The organism is Halobacillus sp. (assembly GCF_049282395.1).
Classification (GTDB): domain Bacteria; phylum Bacillota; class Bacilli; order Bacillales; family Halobacillaceae; genus Halobacillus.
Genome location: NZ_JBAPTY010000379.1, coordinates 14,513 through 32,822, shown reverse-complemented (window position 1 = coordinate 32,822; position 18,310 = coordinate 14,513). Strand labels below are relative to the sequence as shown.

Here is an 18,310-nt window from a genome sequence, read left to right as displayed (position 1 = left end):
ATAGAAGTAGATATTTTCCCTCTTCCTTGAATACGTATAAAGTAAAGTCCTTATAAAAGGGGAAGGTGTATGACAACTCTACTTGCATTACTCATATTCGTAGCGAGCTATGTTTTAATTATGACGGAGAAATGGAATCGGGCACTTGTAGCCTTAGCCGGCGGTGTTCTTCTATTAGTGACGAAAGTGTACGAGTGGGAGGAGGCATTTGGGTTTATTGATTGGGAGACAGTGGCTTTGCTTTTTTCTATGATGGTGCTGGTTTCCATCACGAAGAAAACTGGAATCTTCACCTATATGGCTGTTCGTTTAGCTCAGCTGGTGAAAGGACGTCCTATACCTTTGCTTGCCGTAAGTGCTACATTTACTGCTGTTGGCTCTGCCTTTTTAGATAACGTAACAACCGTTCTGCTTTTCGTTCCTGTACTCCTTACGTTAATTGACCGATTACAGCTTCCGGCTTTTCCTTATTTACTTGTTACTATATTCAGCTCAAATATCGGCGGAACTGCTACTTTGATCGGTGACCCACCTAACATTATGATAGGACAGGCTGTAGAACATTTTAGTTTTCTATCCTTTATTTATCATTTAGGCCCTGTGGTGCTCGTGATTTTTGGGTCTGTGTTAACTATCTTACTTCTTATATTCCGCAAGCAATTAATCTACAATCCTGAACTGGCTGCTGCCCTTTTGGAAATGGACGCGCGTGAACATCTAAAGGTCTCCCGTTTATTATTCCAGTCGGTTTCAGTACTGATTTTAACTATTACCGGTTTTATGATGCATCCATTTGTACATATGGATATTACCACCATCGCTGTCAGCGGAGCTTTATTACTGCTGTTTTTAACTGACAAAGAGCTCGATGTTGAACACGTTTTTCAAGAGGTGGAGTGGGTAACCTTATTCTTCTTCATGGGTTTGTTTATGCTGGTAGGCGGCTTAGAAACGGTGGGTGTTATTGATGAACTGGCCCGTATGATGGTGTGGATTTCTGGCGGGGACCTGCCTATTACTTCAATGGTCATGTTATGGAGTGCGGGGGTGCTTTCTGGGGTAGTAGACAATATTCCATTTGTGGCAGCTATGATTCCAGTTGTGCAGGAACTCCAGGGTTACGGAATGATGAATGTGGATCCTATATGGTGGTCACTCGCTTTAGGCGCATGTCTTGGAGGAAATGGGACACTGGTGGGCGCATCCGCGAATGTTGTGGTAGCGGGTATAGCTGCGAGTCACCGCCAGCCTATATCATTCCTTAAATTTTCGATTTATGGTATTCCCGTCCTGATTTTATCTTTATTGATCGCGTCCATTTACATTTATTTTAGATATTTGCTTCCCTTCTCATCATAAAAAAGTAAGAATGGGTCATCTTATAAGAGAGTATCCTCTTGAAAGGTCGTGGGCACCAGTGGCTTTCCTGTCTCTTATATTAAGAACCATTCTTACCTATTTAATTATTCTATTTGTGTTTCGGTTTATGGGGAAAAGAGAAATCGGTGAGCTAAGTGTCATGGATTTGGTTGTTTTTATTATGCTCGCTGAAATTGGAGTGTTTTTAATAGAACAACCCGATTCATCCATTTGGAAATCAGTCGTTCCAATGGCTGTGTTATTAATTATACAACTCGGCAGTGCCTGGATATCGTTAAAGAATCAGAGGTTTAGAACATGGTTTGATGGAAAGCCTTCTGTAATTATTAAACACGGTAAAGTAGACGAGTACGAAATGAAACGGCAGCGCTATAATTTTAATGATTTACTTATACAATTGCGCGAACATGGAATTCAGCAAGTAAATGATGTAGCTTATGCTATCTTAGAACCTTCAGGTAAACTATCGGTTTTTGAAAAAGATGATCAGGGTCATTCCTCTTATGCCGTAGTACTCGTCGCGGATGGAGAAATTCAATATAGCGGCTTGAAAAATATACGTAAAAATAAGAACTGGCTGTTAAATGAACTTAAAAAACAGGGATATGAATCTTTAGATAAAGTTTCTTTATGTACGATTAATGAGGAAGGCGAAGTTTCTATAGATGAAAAAAATCAATTTCAATAAAATAACCGCTTTCTATAAGCGGTTATTTTTTATGAAAGATTTTCTTCCACGGTATCAACTTCCACTCATCTTTGCGTAAAAGTTTGAATAGAAACAGAAGTGCCAGATAAAGAAGTGTAAGAATGAAACCCATCCATAGGAGTTGTGGAATCGGCCTGCTTTCATGAAGAAGGTACTGCTTCATTGTAAAACCAACATAGCCGGTAATACCAACAACCAGCGCGAAACGTGTAAACATGTCCAGGGGAAGGGTCATGACCTTGTGTTTAATGAGTACTCCAAGATGCAGCAGAGTAACAACAACAACGCCTACTACCATAGCTATGGCCACACCGTGAATTCCAAACTCGGGGCGGGAGCTTAAACTGACTAATACAATAAATTTAATAATTGAACCAATTAGCGTGTTCCACATCGCGGGCTGAGCTAAATCTAACGCTTGCAATGTAGCCTGCAGCGGTGTCTGAATGTAATGGAGCAAGAAGAATGGAGCCATAAACTGCAGCATAAAAGCAGCTTGGCTTGTACCGTAGACCGTCATTAGGATAACGGCAGGGAAAATCATGAAAACGACTGTAATGACGCCTCCAGAAGCTAATGAAAGGCGGATGGACTGCATAATTCGGTACTGAATAGTTTCTTTTTTACCTATGGCCGCTGCTTCACTAATCGAAGGTACAAGGGCAGTTGATAGAGCATGGGTTAAAAAAGTAGGTAAGAAAAGCAAGGGAAGTACATATCCAGTTAGTTCCCCGTAAAGTTTAGTTGATTCTGCTGCAGCGAAACCAGCTATAGCAAGGCTTTGGGCAACAAGAATAGGTTCAAAGAAATAGGTAAGGGAACCGATAAAGCGGCTGCCCGTGGTAGGAAGCGCAATAGCCATTAACTCTTGAAAAGTTTGTCTTCCTTTCCCCACATGTTTTTTCCAGGTCTTGCGTAGTTTAAACGATTTTTGCAGATTGAACTGTCTCAGCATATAAATCAATGAAACGAATTCACCTAAAACCACGGCCGCCATAGCTCCTGCTGCGGCATATTCGACACCATAAGGATAAAGGAGTTTAGTTAAAACAAGTACTCCGCCGATACGGACTACTTGCTCAATAACCTGAGACAGAGCCTGAGGCTTCATATTCTGTCTTCCCTGGAAATAACCTCGAATTACCGATGCAACAGCAATGATCGGTATAATCGGTGTGACGACTAATAAAGGAAAAAGAGCACGCGGGTCAGTTAGAAAGTAGGAAGCGATTACAGGGGCGAGTATAAATAAAGCGCCCGTAAAGATAATACTTAAGGAACCGGTGATCGACAAGGAGACTATTAAGATACTTTTAATTTTCTTCTCATTGCCTGTGGCTTCAGCTTCCGATACGCGTTTTGATATAGCTACAGGAAGACCGAACTGTGTAATGGTAATCGCTAGAATCAAAGTAGGCAGGGCCATCATATAAAGCCCTACTCCTTCGGCTCCCATCACACGAGCAACAACAATCCGATTGATAAACCCAAGCAGACGAGTGACCAGCCCCGCAGCTACCAGGATGAGGGCCCCATGTAAAAAGGTTTGCTTAGACATAAAAACAATCCGCCTTCTCAAAGGATTAAAATTCAGCTACAATGAAGTATATGCTTAGAAGTGGACAAGGGATGACAAAGGAATAGAATTCTCCCTGAAATGAAAGTGAGGTGCTTTGGGGTTAAGGCAGCTTAGCTTAGTGTTCAAAAGAAGTAATCAAAGAAATAGTGCCGAATAATTGAGTTGCTGCCAAAGGTTATCCATACATATGTTAGATTAATCCTTGAAAAGGGATGGTTAATAAGCGTGACTGGAAGAAGAAAAAGCAGGTGATATAAATTGGCAAAACAATTTATTAAAGCAATGAACATCTATAAGATGTTGCCAAAAATAAAAATAGTAGTAAAATTGTTACGGGTAGATCATCGAATGAAATTTTCAACTTAGATAATGGCTTACATGTACTTAATAAGCAGGCAAAGCGATGCTTACGCTAAAAGCAAGTGGGAAAGATATAAAGGAGGAAATAAACGTTATGGTGAAGCGGGGGCGTATCGTCGCCTTTTTTCTAGTGCTGATTCTATTAGCAGCTACGATAGGGACGACTGTAACAGGTGTTACTAAAAATATAAACTTAGGTCTGGATCTGCAGGGCGGATTTGAAATCCTGTATGATGTTGAGCCTTTAAATGAAGGACAAGAAGTGAATGAGAGGGTCCTGGAAGCGACCGTTGAATCCCTGAACAGACGAGTGAATACACTGGGGATTAGTGAAACGAACATTTCGATTGAAGATGGTGGACGGATCCGTGTACAGCTTGCCGGTATTCAGGACCAGCAGGAGGCAAGGGATTTATTAGCTACTACAGCTGAACTTTCTTTCCGCGGCGCGAATGGAGAAGAATATTTAGACGGATCAGACTTGGTTGAGGGAAGTGCCCAGCAAACTTATGACCAGAACAATAGTCCGGCCGTTTCTCTTGGCGTAAAAGATCCTGGTAAGTTTTATGACGTTTCTGAAGAAGTTTATAATACGCCGGATGATCCAAGTACGCCTTATCCAGAAGACGTTCTAGTTATCTGGCTGGACTATAATGAAGAGACATCATTTGCTGAGGAGTATGGAAAAGCTGATCCGGCTTACCTTTCAGCACCTAAATTTCAGAATGGACCTGTTAGAAGTTCTTCCGTACAGATTACTGGGGACTTTACCGTAGAGTCAGCAAAAGAATTAGCAGATCTCTTAAATGCAGGTTCACTTCCAGTAAATCTTGAAGAAACCTATTCTACCTCAGTAGGAGCTCAATTCGGTGAACAGGCAATGAATAAAACAATCATTGCTGGTGCAATTGGTATAGCCACAATATTTTTATTCATGATGGCTTATTATCGTTTTCCTGGAGTTATAGCTGTTGTGACATTGACTGCATATGTGTATTTAATATTAGTGGTCTTTGAAGCCATGAACGGGGTGCTGACCCTCCCAGGGATAGCTGCACTTATTCTCGGTGTAGGTATGGCGGTGGATGCCAATATTATTACCTATGAAAGAATTAAAGAAGAATTAAAAGCCGGCAAATCAGTAATGTCAGCTTTTAAAGCTGGTAATAAACGTTCCCTCGCCACCATTCTCGATGCGAACATTACCACACTGATTGCAGCTGCTGTTCTTTTCATCTTTGGCACAAGTTCTGTAAAAGGCTTTGCTACGATGCTGATCGTAAGTATCTTAGTCAGTTTTATTACAGCTGTATATGGTACGCGTCTTCTTATGGGATTATGGGTGAAGAGCCGCTTTTTAAATAAACGTCCGAAGTGGTTCGGTGTGAAGCCGGAAGATATCCATTCTCTAGAAGAAGGCGAAGAAGTTGAAGCTACAGTTATGAACCGTAAGTTCGACTTTGTTGGTTTAAGGAAAAGATTCTTTACAATTTCTATTGTCTTGATTACAGCCGGCATTCTGGCTCTTGCTGTTTTCCGTCTGAACCTGGGTATTGATTTTACAAGCGGTTCAAGGGTCTCCATTTTATCCGATGGCAATATTAATGCTTCACAAGTTGAGGAGACCATGGAAGAAGAGTTTAATGTTTCCCCTAAGAAAGTAGTAATCTCTGGAGACAATGATGAAATTGCTGTTGCTCGCTTTGACAGCGAATTAAGCAAAAATAAAATTGGAGAAATTCAAAGTTACTATGAAGATGAATTCGGTAATACGCCAAATGTAAGCACTGTCTCCCCTGTAGTTGGTCAGGAGTTAGCGAAGAATGCTGCATTAGCTGTTTTGTATGCTTCAATTGGGATTATTATTTATGTAACCATTCGATTTGAATTTTACTTTGCGTTGACAGCTATCATCGCCCTTCTTCACGATGCTTTCTTTATCATTGCATTGTTCAGTCTTACAAGACTCGAGTTTGATATTACAATTATAGCTGCTATCTTAACGATTGTTGGTTACTCAGTTAACGATACAATTGTTACGTTCGACCGAATTCGTGAAAACTTAAAGATGAAGAAGAAGGTCAAGTCCTTCAAGGAACTTGCTAAAGTTGTAAATGACAGCTTGATGCAGACATTAGCCAGGAGTATTAATACGGTCATCACTGTAATCTTTGCAGCGATTATGCTCCTGTTCTTTGGAGCTTCATCGATCACAAACTTTGCCTTTGCTCTTGTGGTAGGACTCCTTGCAGGAACGTACTCTTCCTTATTCATTGCCTCTCAGTTATGGCTGATCTGGCGTGGGAAGAACATTAAAGATAACCCGATTCAGTTTGTTAAGAAGAAGAAAACTGATGGACCTCAAGTATAATTATATGAAGCAGCCTCACCAACAGGTGAGGCTGCTTTTTTGATTGAAAAATAGAGAATTTGGGTATAGATAAATGAATGGTATTAGTTGATCTAATGAACTGTATGTATGATTTTGGTTTTATAGATCAAAGGCTAAACAGGTAATCTATGTTCTTTCATATGAAAATCAAAGTCGAATGGCTAAAGGAGGAAAAAACGTGAAAGGGCAATCTTATATTATTTTTGCTTTTGTTTTTGCTTTAATTATTGCTATCTTTGCTGTGATCAATGTGGACCCTGTCCAAGTTAATTATATGTTCGGTACAGGTGAAGCACCCCTGATCCTGGTTATCTTAATATCCGTATTATTAGGCGGGCTTGCTACGGCATCTGTAGGAGCCGTCCGTTACTTTAAGTTAAAGAGAGAAAATCGCTCTTTAAAGCAAAAAGTTGATCAATCTAACGAGCCGGCAACTTCCTCCGGTTTTGATGAAGCCCCGGATGAGTCGGTTGAGGCTAAAGAAGATAACGAGAATAGAAATGTAACGTAAAAAAGGCGTTTGCCACCCCTGGTCCCCTCTTGTATAATAGATGGGTCAGGGGTGAACTTATGATACAAAGTAAGATGAAATGGCAGTTTACATATAATGAGAATGTCGAAGGATTCGAGGTTCAGCAGGGACTTACCCCGCTAACCCAGCAAATGCTTGAGAAGCGCGGAATTGTTGAGCCAGACGCTGTTGAACAGTTTTTGAACCCCTCTATTGATTATTTACATGATCCATTCCTTATGGAAGGAATGGAGAAGGCAATAGAGCGAGTTAAAACCGCAATTCATCGGGAAGAATCCATTCTTGTCTTTGGAGACTATGATGCGGACGGTGTAAGTTCAACAACTTTAATGATTGAGGCTTTAAGAGAAGCTGGAGCGTATTGTGACTTCTATATACCGAACCGCTTTACAGAGGGATATGGACCAAATGAAGAAGCGTTCTTATTCGCAAAGGATTCTGGATATTCCGTTATCATTACAGTAGATACCGGAATTGCAGCCATCCATGAAGCTGAAGTAGCTAAACAGCTAGGAATAGATCTGATTTTAACTGATCACCATGAAGTTCAAGAAGTATTACCAGATGCCTATAGCATCATTCACCCAAAAACGTCCAGCCGCTACCCATTTCAAGAATTGGCAGGGGTAGGTGTTGCTTTTAAATTTGCGGAAGCTTTACTGGGAAGGTTTCCTAAGGATTATCTGGATCTGGTCGTGATTGGAACCATTGCTGATCTGGTTCCGCTTCAGGGAGAGAACCGAGTACTTGCTTCAATGGGACTTGCAGCTATTTCCCGCTCAAAACGCCCGGGGGTACTGGCTTTGCGTGAAGTTTGCGGTATTGAAGGTGAGATGAATGAAGAAACGATTGGATTTACCATCGGTCCTCGTATGAATGCTGTAGGACGTTTGCAAGATGCTACGCCTGCAGTAGAATTGCTTCTTTCTAATGAGAGGGAAGAAGCTCAGCAAATCGCTTCATTCATTAATCAAATTAACCAGGAACGTCAGAAAATAGTGGCTGAGATTGCCAAAGAGGCTGAAGAACTGCTATCTTCAAGGTCTGAGGATCTTGAGAACGTAATTGTGGTTGCTAAAGAAGGTTGGAACCCGGGAGTCTTAGGAATTGTTGCTTCTAAACTTGTACGTCAATTCGACAGACCTGCTATTGTTCTGGGAATTGACCCTGAAAAAGGAGAAGCAAAGGGATCTGCTCGAAGTATCGATGCGTTTGATCTCTTTGCTAATTGTATGGAAGTCAGGGATCGTTTTCTTCATTTTGGAGGTCATGCCCAAGCGGCAGGGATGACTTTAGAAGTAGAGAAAATTGACGAACTAAGAACAGCACTGAACGATCTCGCAGAACAGAAGTTAACGGAGGATGACTACCAGCAAGTTTTGGATATTGAAGCCACTCTTGAACTGGATGACATCTCTATAAAACAGATCGAAGAAATCGATCAGCTCCGGCCTTTTGGGATGGGAAATCCTAAACCGCTGTTTCACTTAAAGCATACTCCTAAAGAGCTCAGACTGATCGGAAGTAAAAAAAATCATTTGAAATTGCAATTTCAAAAAGAACAGTCACGAGTGGATGGTATTGCATTCGGTATGGGAGATGTTTATCCGCACCTGACTCCTTCAGACTCTTTAGAGGTAGTCGGCGAATTGGGAATTAACGAATGGAATGGTCGAAAAAACCTTCAGATTATGGTTAAAGATTTACGAGTGAATGACTGGCAGTTATTTGATCTGCGGGGATCAAAACATGTGGAGAAAAAACTTGTAATACCTGCAAATGAGCATTATGCAGCGGTATCATTTCAGGGAGAAGTTAATGCACCTCACAATATTCCTGTGTATCCCCCTGAAGAATTTACCGAGGGTAACATGATTGATGGGCTGCTGCTATTAGATTTACCTGAGCGGATAAGTCAATTAGAGGAACTTCTCAGTCGTGTTTCTGTAAGTAAAGTTTTTGCCTGTTACCGTCTGGAAGAAAGCACCTTTTTAAAAACCTGGCCGACCCGTGATCATTTCAAATGGTTTTATGGTATGCTGTTGAAGCGTAAGGAATTCAATCTTAGACAGGAAGGTGAACAGCTGGCTAAGAGAAAAGGCTGGGATCACTCTATGGTTGAATTTATTTCGAAGGTGTTTTTTGAACTTGAATTTGTTAGAATAAAAGATGGAATTGTAACGATAAATTCAAAACCTTCACAGAAAGATTTAACAGAATCTACCTTATATAAAGAGCGTGAAGAGCGTTTATACATGGAACAAACTTTGTATTATTCCACGTACAAGGAGTTAAAAGAATGGTTCAACATTTATTTGAACCAGAGTTCCAAGCATTCCAAGGAGGAAGTAGTTAATGGATTATAAAGAACATATCGCTATTGTAGAAAACTGGCCTAAAGAAGGCATTCAATTCAAGGATATTACTCCTTTGATGGACAACGGTCCGGCATTTAAATCGGCGGTTGACGATATCGTTGAGTATGCAAACGATAAAGAAATAGACATCGTAGTTGGACCTGAGGCACGCGGATTTATTGTCGGCTGTCCTGTTTCCTATGCTTTAGAAATTGGCTTTGCTCCTGTCCGTAAGGAAGGGAAGCTTCCAAGAGAGACGATCAAAGTAGATTATGGCCTTGAATATGGCAGTGACATCCTTACGATTCATAAAGATGCTATTAAACCAGGTCAGCGTGTCATGATTGTAGATGATCTCCTTGCCACCGGGGGCACAATTGAAGCGACGATTAATCTTGTAGAACAGCTGGGCGGAGTGGTTGCCGGCTGTGCTTTCCTGATAGAACTTACGTATTTAGATGGACGCAGTAAGCTTGATGGGTACGATGTATTAACATTAATGCAATACTAACTTAGAAGGAGTGCCCTCAAATAGGGCGCTCTTTGTTTTACAGGTGAGGGGACAGCGTCTATCTCTTTACATTTCACCTGCTTTTTTTGATAATATAAATCAAATATCTTTTTAAAGAAAGTCTACAGAAACCAGGGTGATTGAATGGCGAAAGATACAGTTCTAACAGCTGAAGAAGTAATAGAACAAGCAAGCACATACTTAAATGAGGATGACCTTGCCTTTATTCGCCGTGCCTATCAGTTTGCTGAAGAGGCACACAGCGACCAGTTCCGTAAATCCGGGGAGCCTTATATAATCCACCCTATTCAAGTGGCAGGGATTCTTGTGAACCTGGAAATGGATCCGGAAACGATAGCAGGAGGGTTTCTTCATGATGTAGTTGAAGATACAGAAGTGAGTATTGAAGAAATAGAGAAAGCCTTCAATACGGAAGTATCCATGCTAGTCGATGGGGTTACGAAGTTAGGAAAAATTAAATACAAATCTAAAGAAGCTCAGCAAGCGGAGAATCACCGGAAAATGTTTGTGGCAATGGCCAAAGACATCCGTGTCATTCTTATCAAGCTGGCTGACCGCCTTCATAATATGAGGACGTTGAAGCACCTTCCTGCTGAAAAGCAAAGAAGAATTTCCAATGAGACCTTGGAGATTTTTGCACCTTTGGCTCATCGTCTTGGTATATCTACAATCAAATGGGAACTCGAAGATACAGCGCTGCGTTATTTAAATCCACAGCAATATTACCGGATTGTTCACCTAATGAAACAAAAGCGAAACGAGCGGGAACATTACATTGAAGAAGTTATGGATGAGATTCGCAGTCAGTTAAAGGACGTTAATATTGATGCAGATCTTAATGGAAGACCTAAGCACTTATACAGTATTTATAGAAAAATGGTTTTGCAGAATAAACAATTCAATGAAATTTATGACCTGCTTGCTGTCAGAATTACGGTAAACAGTATAAAGGACTGTTATGCTGTTCTTGGGATCATTCACACTTGCTGGAAGCCGATGCCTGGTCGCTTCAAAGACTATATTGCTATGCCAAAACCTAACCTTTATCAATCTCTGCACACGACTGTAATTGGTCCAAAAGGCGATCCTTTGGAAGTTCAGATCCGCACCCATGATATGCATGAGATAGCGGAGTATGGAATTGCTGCACATTGGGCTTATAAAGAAGGGCGTCAAAGTGCGGCGGAACAATCGTTTGAAGAAAAACTGACCTGGTTTAGAGAAATTTTGGAGTGGCAAAGTGAAACTCATGATGCCGAAGAGTTTATGGAATCTTTGAAAGTCGATTTATTTTCAGATATGGTCTATGTGTTCACACCGAAAGGGGATGTAATTGAACTGCCTTCTGGTTCTGTCCCTATTGATTTTGCTTATCGTATACACACTGAAGTAGGCAATCAAACGATCGGTGCTAAAGTAAATGGTAAAATGGAGCCATTAGATTATGTTCTCAATACCGGAGATATTCTAGAAATCATGACTTCCAAACATTCGTACGGTCCTTCCAAAGACTGGATTAAATTAGCACAAACTTCCCAGGCAAAGAACAAAATTAAGCAATTTTTCAAAAAGCAGAGAAAAGATGAAAATATCGGGAAAGGCAAAGAGCTGGTTGAAAAGGAAATTCGGAATTTCGGAATTCAGCCTAAAGATGTACTTACTCCTGATAATTTAATTCGTGTTTCTGAGAAGTTCAATTTTAGCAGTGAAGATGATATGTTTGCTGCTGTAGGTTATCAAGGAATTACAGCAGCCCAAATCGCAACCAGGATTACAGAAAGATGGAGAAAACAGAAACAAAAACAGCAGAACCTGGAACAAACATTGGCGGATGTGAGTACAACTGAAATTAAAACGCCTGCGAAGAGCGGTAAGAAAGATTCAGGAGTTCGTGTGGAGGGAGTAGACAACTTGCTCGTTCGGTTGTCTAAGTGCTGTAACCCTGTACCTGGTGATGATATCGTGGGATACATCACGAAAGGGAGAGGTGTTTCTGTTCACCGAACGGATTGTCCTAATGTGAAAACGGAAGAAGCACAAACCAGGCTCCTTCCTGTGCAATGGGAAACTTCTGTCACGGATTCAAAACAGTACCATGTTGACCTTGAAATATGGGGATATGACCGCAGAGGACTTCTGAATGAAGTTCTCCAGGCAGTTAATGAGACAAAAACTAATATTACCGCGGTTTCTGGTAAATCTGACAGAAATAAGATGGCCACCATTCATATTACAATTCTGATCCAAAACACGAGTCATCTACGGAGAATTGTGGAGCGTATCAAGCAGATTCAAGAGGTTTATACGGTCCGACGGGTTATGCAGTAATAGGACACAAAAGGGGTGGCATTGAAATGAAAGCAGTGGTACAGCGTGCTTCAAGAGCGAGTGTAGAAGTTAATAACGAGGATGTTGGTTCAATTCAAAAAGGACTAGTCGTTCTTCTTGGAGTGTCTCATGAAGATACGGAAGAAGATGCAAGGTATTTAGCTAAGAAAATTCCTTACCTGAGAATATTCGAAGATGATGATGAAAAAATGAACCATTCACTTGTAGACTTGGGTGGGAAGCTTTTGTCTATTTCTCAATTCACTTTGTTCGGAGATTGCCGTAAAGGCCGTCGCCCAAATTTCATGCAGGCAGCAAAACCTGATCAGGCTAAAAAGCTCTATGAAACGTTCAATCATATGGTTGAAAATGAAGGGGTTGGAGTCGAAACAGGAGAATTTGGCTCAATGATGAATGTTGCTCTGACTAACTCTGGTCCAGTGACGTTGATACTGGACAGTAAAGAAAGATAAGAAGATAAAGCCCTGGAAGTCGTTATAAACTTCCAGGGCTTTATGTTTCGTTTTAGATATTTTGAAAAATTAATCTGAGAAGTACCGAACTAACCCTCTGGCTATTCCTTGGCCGACAGTTGTGTGATAAGAAGGTGAGGTCACTACACCTTCCTCAGACTTATTGGAAAGGAAGCCAAGTTCTAAGAGTACAGCGGGTTTATTATTTTCGCGTAACACATGAAAATTTCCAAGCCTTACCCCTCTGTCTGTCAAACGAGTCTCATGAACCATTTCCTGCTGAATTAATGCCGCGAGATGTTTATCTTTAAAGTGATAGTAGTAGCTGCTGATTCCATTTGCAGAAATATTTACAGGGGCACTATTAAAATGGAGGCTGATGAAAGCATCAGCTTGTGAATTTAAAGAATGATAATTGCGGACAGCAAGCGCCAAGTATTCATCTTTCTTTCGTGTTAATATAACATTTGCTCCCTGACTTTGAAGCTGGTGTTTCAAAGCATCAGCGGTTTGTAACGTTAAGTCTTTCTCCAAGATTCCTGTGAAACCAATGGACCCGGGGTCGCGTCCGCCATGGCCGGCATCAATTATGATGGTTTTACCATTCAGATTAGGTTGGGAATCGGAAGCCGTTTCATAATCTACTGGCTGCTTCTGCTGGGTTTTCACAATCCAGTCTGCCACGTAAGCTTTTTGATTCTGAAAACGGATTTCATACCAGGAACCTTCTTTTCCGATAATTTTAAATTGCTCATTCTTATGACCGGGCCCCAGGATAGAGGCTTCTGTAGAAGGACCGCTTCTAATATTGGTGCCATTGTAATTCAACGATAAATGTGAGTTTTCCTTCTTATCCATTGCCTGATCGTTTTTCTGAACAAGCCACCCGGCTACCCAGCCCTGACGATCATTACTGAGTTGAATTTGAACCCACTGTCCTTGTTCATTTATGTATTCATAAACCTCATTTTTATGAACCTGGGTAATCTGTTCATGGTTTGTCCCTGGACCGCTTCTAACATTGACCACGTCCTCTTTGACGACCATCTGATCGGCATAGACAATGAAATCACCTGAACTAAGAATTCCGAAGATTAGAACAAGTAGCATAAAACATGTTTTCTTCATATTAATTTCACCTCCTTATTTTTTGGCCACGTGTATTATTCGACAGGCATGATAAACGTACCTGCCCAAGGAATTAAAATATAGTAATAAATATTTTAGAGAATGGCTTGACATCCTAAGGAAAAAGCTTATATGATAGTAATCAATTCTATAATGATACGACTAAAACCATTGAGGGAAAAAGTAGTCCATTCCCACGTAACCAGAGATGGAATGCCAGAAAGGCTGAAAGCATTCCTTTATGATGGATGGATGAAAGACATTTCTTAGGTTCTGCATCGAAATGAAGTAGGTGTAGACGTACCGCAGGCGTTAACTGTCTTTGAGTGGAAGCTGAATGCTTCAATCAGGGTGGCAACGCGGGTAAATCCCCGTCCCTTTTCCTATTGGCAGGAAAAGGGACGGGGATTTTTTTATGGTATTTTATGGTGGAAAGTATAAAGGAGGAGTATTAATGAGTATAAATGCCCCAAGAGGTACACAGGATATTCTTCCTGGAGCCTCAGAAAAATGGCAGTATGTAGAGAAAAAATTGGTGGAATTATGTCACCGCTATCACTATAAAGAAATTCGCACTCCTATCTTTGAACATACTGAATTATTTCAACGCGGAGTTGGAGATAGTACAGATATTGTCCAGAAAGAAATGTACACATTTGAGGATCGTGGGGGACGAAGTATTACACTGCGCCCTGAAGGAACGGCTTCGGTAGTGAGATCCTTCGTTCAAAACAAAGTGCATGGGTCACCTAATCAGCCGACTAAGTATTTTTATATTGGTCCTATGTTTCGATATGAGCGACCTCAGCAAGGAAGACAAAGACAATTTGTCCAATTTGGAATTGAAGCTCTCGGAAGCGATGATCCAGCTATAGATGCTGAAGTGCTGGCACTGGCTCTTGATTCTTACCGGGAGATGGGATTGACTTCCTTACGACTTGTGTTAAATAGTCTTGGGGATCTTGAGAGTAGAGAAGCACATAGGAACGCCCTAATTCGCCACTTTGATCCGCATCGGGAGGAATTATGTGCAGATTGCCAAGTCCGTCTCGATCAGAACCCGCTTCGCGTTCTAGACTGCAAGAAGGACAAAGACCACCCGGCCATGGAAACGGCCCCTTCTATCCTGGATTATTTAAATACCTATTCAAAAGAATATTTTGATAAGGTAAAAGAATATTTAGATTTGATGGGCATCGAATATGAGATCGATCCTAACCTGGTTCGTGGGCTGGATTATTACAATCATACTGCTTTTGAAATTATGAGCGACGCTGAAGGATTTGGAGCCATTACCACTTTGAGCGGCGGTGGACGCTACACCGGTCTCGTGGAAGAAGTTGGAGGTCCAGCTACTTCGGGCATTGGTTTTGCCATGAGTCTGGAACGATTATTAATGGCTTTGGAGGCAGAAGGTGTTGAGCTTCCGATTGATGAAGGGCTGGATTGTTATCTGGTAGCTTTAGGCGAAGAAGCAGAAAAGGTTTCAGTCCGTGTCGCTTATCAATTGAGAAAAGCGGGCATTCAGGTAGATAAAGATTACCTGGGCAAAAAAATGAAAGCCCAATTTAAAGCCGCCGACCGCCTTGGTGCAAAATTTGTTCTTATTCTGGGTGATCGTGAAGTAGAAGAAAATGTGATAAATGTGAAAGATATGGTAAGTGGAGAGCAAAAAGAAATCCCACTGGGTGATATTGAAACTCATATGAAGAATCAGTTGTTAGGAGGAGAATAAATATGGAACGTGTACAGAGCGGATCCTTACGTAAAGACCATTTAGGTCAAGAAGTCACTTTGAAAGGCTGGGTGCAAAAGCGCAGGGACCTGGGAGGTTTGATTTTTATCGACCTGCGCGACAGGTCCGGACTTGTTCAGGTAGTATTTAATCCTGAAACATCTGAGGAAGCATTAAATACAGCTGAGAATGTTCGCAGTGAATACGTGCTGGAAATAATAGGAGAAGTAGTGGCCAGGGATGAAAAGACGATTAATCCAAGTATCGGCACAGGAGAAATCGAGGTGGCAGCTCAATCTGTTACGATTCTAAACAAAGCGAAAACACCGCCATTTATGATTGAAGAACAGTCCGAAGTTTCTGAGGATCTTCGTTTGAAATATCGTTATCTTGATCTTAGAAGAAAGGAAATGCAGGAGACCTTTAAGCTTCGCCATCAAGCCACCCAATCCATCCGTAACTTTTTAAATGAAGAGGAATTCCTGGAAATGGAAACGCCTATGCTTACAAAGAGCACGCCGGAAGGAGCAAGAGACTATCTTGTACCAAGCCGTGTACATGAAGGACAGTTTTACGCATTACCTCAATCACCTCAGTTATTTAAACAAATGCTGATGATGTCTGGTTTCGAAAAGTATTATCAGATTGCCCGTTGTTTCCGCGATGAGGATTTACGCGCGGACCGACAGCCAGAGTTTACGCAAGTGGATATTGAAACATCGTTCATGTCTAAGGATGAAATTATGACTATGACCGAACGCATGATGAAGAAAGTAATGAAAGAAGTTAAAGGAATCGAGGTTTCTACTCCCTTTCCAAGGATGTCCTACGAAGAGGCAATGGAGCGTTATGGCTCGGATAAACCCGATACACGATTTGGTTTAGAACTTGTAAACTTGTCGGAAGAGGTTAAGCATTCTGGATTCAAAGTATTCAGTGGGGCTGTTTCTTCAGGTGGTCAGGTTAGCGCCATTAACGTTGAAGGTAAGGCTGATGAGTTCTCTCGTAAAGATATTGATAAAATGACGGAAGATGTTAAAGTCTACGGTGCAAAAGGACTGGCATGGCTTAAAGTAAAAGATGGGGAATTTAACGGACCTATCGCTAAATTCTTTACAGAAGAAGAAGCGTCCCTAATTAAAGCGAAGACAGGAGCATCAGACGGAGACCTTCTACTATTTGTAGCCGATAAAACATCAGTCGTATATGACAGTCTTGGAGCACTGAGACAGAAGTTAGCCCGTCGTCTAGATTTAATTGAAGAAGATCGCTTTAATTTCTTGTGGGTCACCGACTGGCCGCTGCTGGAGTACGATGAAGAGGAACAGAGATACTTTGCAGCTCACCATCCATTTACGAAACCAGCGGAAGAGGATATGGACCAGCTGCACACAAATCCTCAGAATGTACATGCAGAAGCCTACGACATTGTATTAAATGGTTATGAACTGGGCGGAGGTTCTCTGCGTATCCATCAAAGAGAGGTACAGAATCAAATGTTTGAAGTTCTTGGATTCAGTCAGGAAGAAGCGGAGGAACAGTTCGGTTTCTTACTTGAAGCTTTAGAATATGGAGCACCGCCTCATGGAGGTATTGCTCTTGGATTTGACCGATTTGTTATGCTTCTGGCCGGTCGTACGAATCTTCGAGATACCATTTTATTTCCAAAGACAGCTTCAGCAGCAGATCCAATGACCAATGCACCTGGAAGTGTAAGCAAGGCTCAATTAGACGAGCTTCACCTCCAATTAAAGCCTGAAGAATAAAAAGAAAAACTGTCTTAAATCTAGCTTGTTATTGTTGATAAGGATATATATATATGCTATGATTGTTTTACAAATTAAACGGATCAATCCTGATGTGTACGTTGTTCGAATGTACGTTTTGACCGAACATTTTTGAAACGGGAGCCCGGTGTTTCCATACGGAATGCATGCCTCTTAACCATCACTGATGGGAGGACGCAGGAAGTGTGGAACAGGGCACCCACCTGCCTGGAGCGGGTTCAAAACTCATGATACAACGGCACAATTGGGATTGGTCTTTTAATTTACTTACATAAGAACAAAAAAGGAAGCCCTATAAGAGAGGGCTTCCTTTTTTATCTTGCTACATTTTCCAGATTACCGTTTTTCTCCATACGGAACTGAGGTTTATAAGCATAGTCCTGTTCTTCAAACATAACCATTTTTCTAGCGCGATCCATAATTTGGATTAATGCCTGGTAATCTTCTGTCATAGTTTCTAATTGTCTATTTAACTGCTGGTTCTGACCTATCAGTTGTTTATTTTGTTCTTGAAGCTCGAACAATTGTTTTTTAGCTGAATCACTGCCCAAGGTTTCTTTTTGAAGGTTTTTCAAGTATCGAATGACATGGGAGAGCTGGATCTCGGGTTCTGGCTGATACTGCATCGCTGGCTGCTCACTCACAATCTTACTTTCTTCGAATATAACAGGTTCTTCTGCAGGTTCTGACTCATAAGTCATACGTGCAGGTATTTCTTTGTAAACGGGCTTTTGGTGAGCTTCGTTACGTTTCTTCTCTTTTCTTTGCTTTTTAGCCAGTTCTACAGCCTGCTCATATTTTTGACGAACTTCGGCATTCCACCTGAATCCGCAAGCAGCGGATGTACGGTTTAATGCATCTCCTACTTCGTCAAATGCTTTTAATTGGGTGCTTCCTTCGCGAATATGGCGAAGAACCGTTTCGGCTAGTAATAAATCATCTTCATGAGACCATGCATCTTGTCTTACTTTAGGCATATTTTCCACTCCTGTATGTTTTTCCAGGTTTGTATGATAAA

The 18,310-nt window shown here is 41.2% G+C and carries 13 protein-coding genes, 1 other RNA gene and 1 other annotated feature; of the genes, 11 read left to right on the top strand and 3 right to left on the bottom strand.

Annotated elements, in window-relative coordinates; all coding sequences use genetic code 11:
- Positions 1–69 precede the first annotated feature (69 nt).
- On the top strand, positions 70–1,359 hold the full coding sequence (locus WAM07_RS15825) for an ArsB/NhaD family transporter (protein ID WP_422168378.1): 1,290 nt from the start codon (positions 70–72) through the stop codon (positions 1,357–1,359).
- Between the two features lie 10 nt (positions 1,360–1,369).
- Positions 1,370–2,068 carry a YetF domain-containing protein gene (locus tag WAM07_RS15820; protein WP_422168377.1) on the top strand — a complete coding sequence of 233 codons (699 nt, stop codon included), beginning with the start codon at positions 1,370–1,372 and terminating at the stop codon, positions 2,066–2,068.
- Positions 2,069–2,090: 22 nt separating this feature from the next.
- Here the strand turns inward: WAM07_RS15820 and spoVB are convergent, their stop codons facing one another.
- On the bottom strand, positions 2,091–3,647 hold the full coding sequence (gene spoVB / locus WAM07_RS15815; RefSeq protein ID WP_422168375.1) for a stage V sporulation protein B: 1,557 nt from the start codon (positions 3,645–3,647) through the stop codon (positions 2,091–2,093).
- A 475-nt stretch (positions 3,648–4,122) separates the two neighbouring features.
- Between spoVB and secDF the strand changes: the two genes are divergently transcribed.
- The 6 genes from secDF (at position 4,123) to dtd (ending at position 12,642) form a co-directional block, all read left to right on the top strand.
- Positions 4,123–6,399, top strand: coding sequence for a protein translocase subunit SecDF (secDF, locus tag WAM07_RS15810; RefSeq protein ID WP_422168399.1), 2,277 nt, complete (start codon positions 4,123–4,125; stop codon positions 6,397–6,399).
- A 199-nt stretch (positions 6,400–6,598) separates the two neighbouring features.
- Positions 6,599–6,931 carry a LapA family protein gene (locus tag WAM07_RS15805; RefSeq protein WP_422168373.1) on the top strand — a complete coding sequence of 111 codons (333 nt, stop codon included), beginning with the start codon at positions 6,599–6,601 and terminating at the stop codon, positions 6,929–6,931.
- A gap of 59 nt (positions 6,932–6,990) precedes the next feature.
- Complete coding sequence (gene recJ, locus WAM07_RS15800) at positions 6,991–9,318, top strand: single-stranded-DNA-specific exonuclease RecJ (RefSeq protein WP_422168371.1); 2,328 nt, start codon at positions 6,991–6,993, stop codon at positions 9,316–9,318.
- A complete protein-coding gene (locus WAM07_RS15795; protein ID WP_422168369.1) occupies positions 9,308–9,820 on the top strand; it encodes an adenine phosphoribosyltransferase in 513 nt (170 codons plus the stop codon). Before recJ ends, WAM07_RS15795 begins: the two co-directional genes overlap by 11 nt.
- Positions 9,821–9,964: 144 nt before the next feature.
- On the top strand, positions 9,965–12,169 hold the full coding sequence (locus tag WAM07_RS15790; protein WP_422168367.1) for a RelA/SpoT family protein: 2,205 nt from the start codon (positions 9,965–9,967) through the stop codon (positions 12,167–12,169).
- 26 nt (positions 12,170–12,195) lie between these two features.
- Complete coding sequence (dtd, locus tag WAM07_RS15785; RefSeq protein WP_422168366.1) at positions 12,196–12,642, top strand: D-aminoacyl-tRNA deacylase; 447 nt, start codon at positions 12,196–12,198, stop codon at positions 12,640–12,642.
- Positions 12,643–12,711: 69 nt separating this feature from the next.
- Here the strand turns inward: dtd and WAM07_RS15780 are convergent, their stop codons facing one another.
- Positions 12,712–13,770 (bottom strand): N-acetylmuramoyl-L-alanine amidase, encoded by a 1,059-nt coding sequence (locus WAM07_RS15780; protein WP_422168364.1) that lies wholly within the window; start codon positions 13,768–13,770, stop codon positions 12,712–12,714.
- Positions 13,771–13,932: 162 nt separating this feature from the next.
- Positions 13,933–14,152 (top strand) — a binding site (T-box leader).
- A gap of 72 nt (positions 14,153–14,224) precedes the next feature.
- Between WAM07_RS15780 and hisS the strand changes: the two genes are divergently transcribed.
- From hisS to ssrS, 3 genes are all read left to right on the top strand, one after another.
- The gene (gene hisS, locus WAM07_RS15775; protein WP_422168362.1) at positions 14,225–15,505 is read left to right on the top strand and encodes a histidine--tRNA ligase; all 1,281 of its coding nucleotides are present in this window, start codon (positions 14,225–14,227) and stop codon (positions 15,503–15,505) included.
- 2 nt (positions 15,506–15,507) lie between these two features.
- The gene (aspS, locus tag WAM07_RS15770) at positions 15,508–17,271 is read left to right on the top strand and encodes an aspartate--tRNA ligase (protein WP_422168360.1); all 1,764 of its coding nucleotides are present in this window, start codon (positions 15,508–15,510) and stop codon (positions 17,269–17,271) included.
- A gap of 83 nt (positions 17,272–17,354) precedes the next feature.
- A non-coding RNA gene (ssrS, locus tag WAM07_RS15765) (6S RNA) lies at positions 17,355–17,547 on the top strand.
- Positions 17,548–17,606: 59 nt separating this feature from the next.
- Here the strand turns inward: ssrS and WAM07_RS15760 are convergent.
- Positions 17,607–18,269 carry an RsfA family transcriptional regulator gene (locus tag WAM07_RS15760; RefSeq protein ID WP_422168358.1) on the bottom strand — a complete coding sequence of 221 codons (663 nt, stop codon included), beginning with the start codon at positions 18,267–18,269 and terminating at the stop codon, positions 17,607–17,609.
- Positions 18,270–18,310 lie beyond the last annotated feature (41 nt).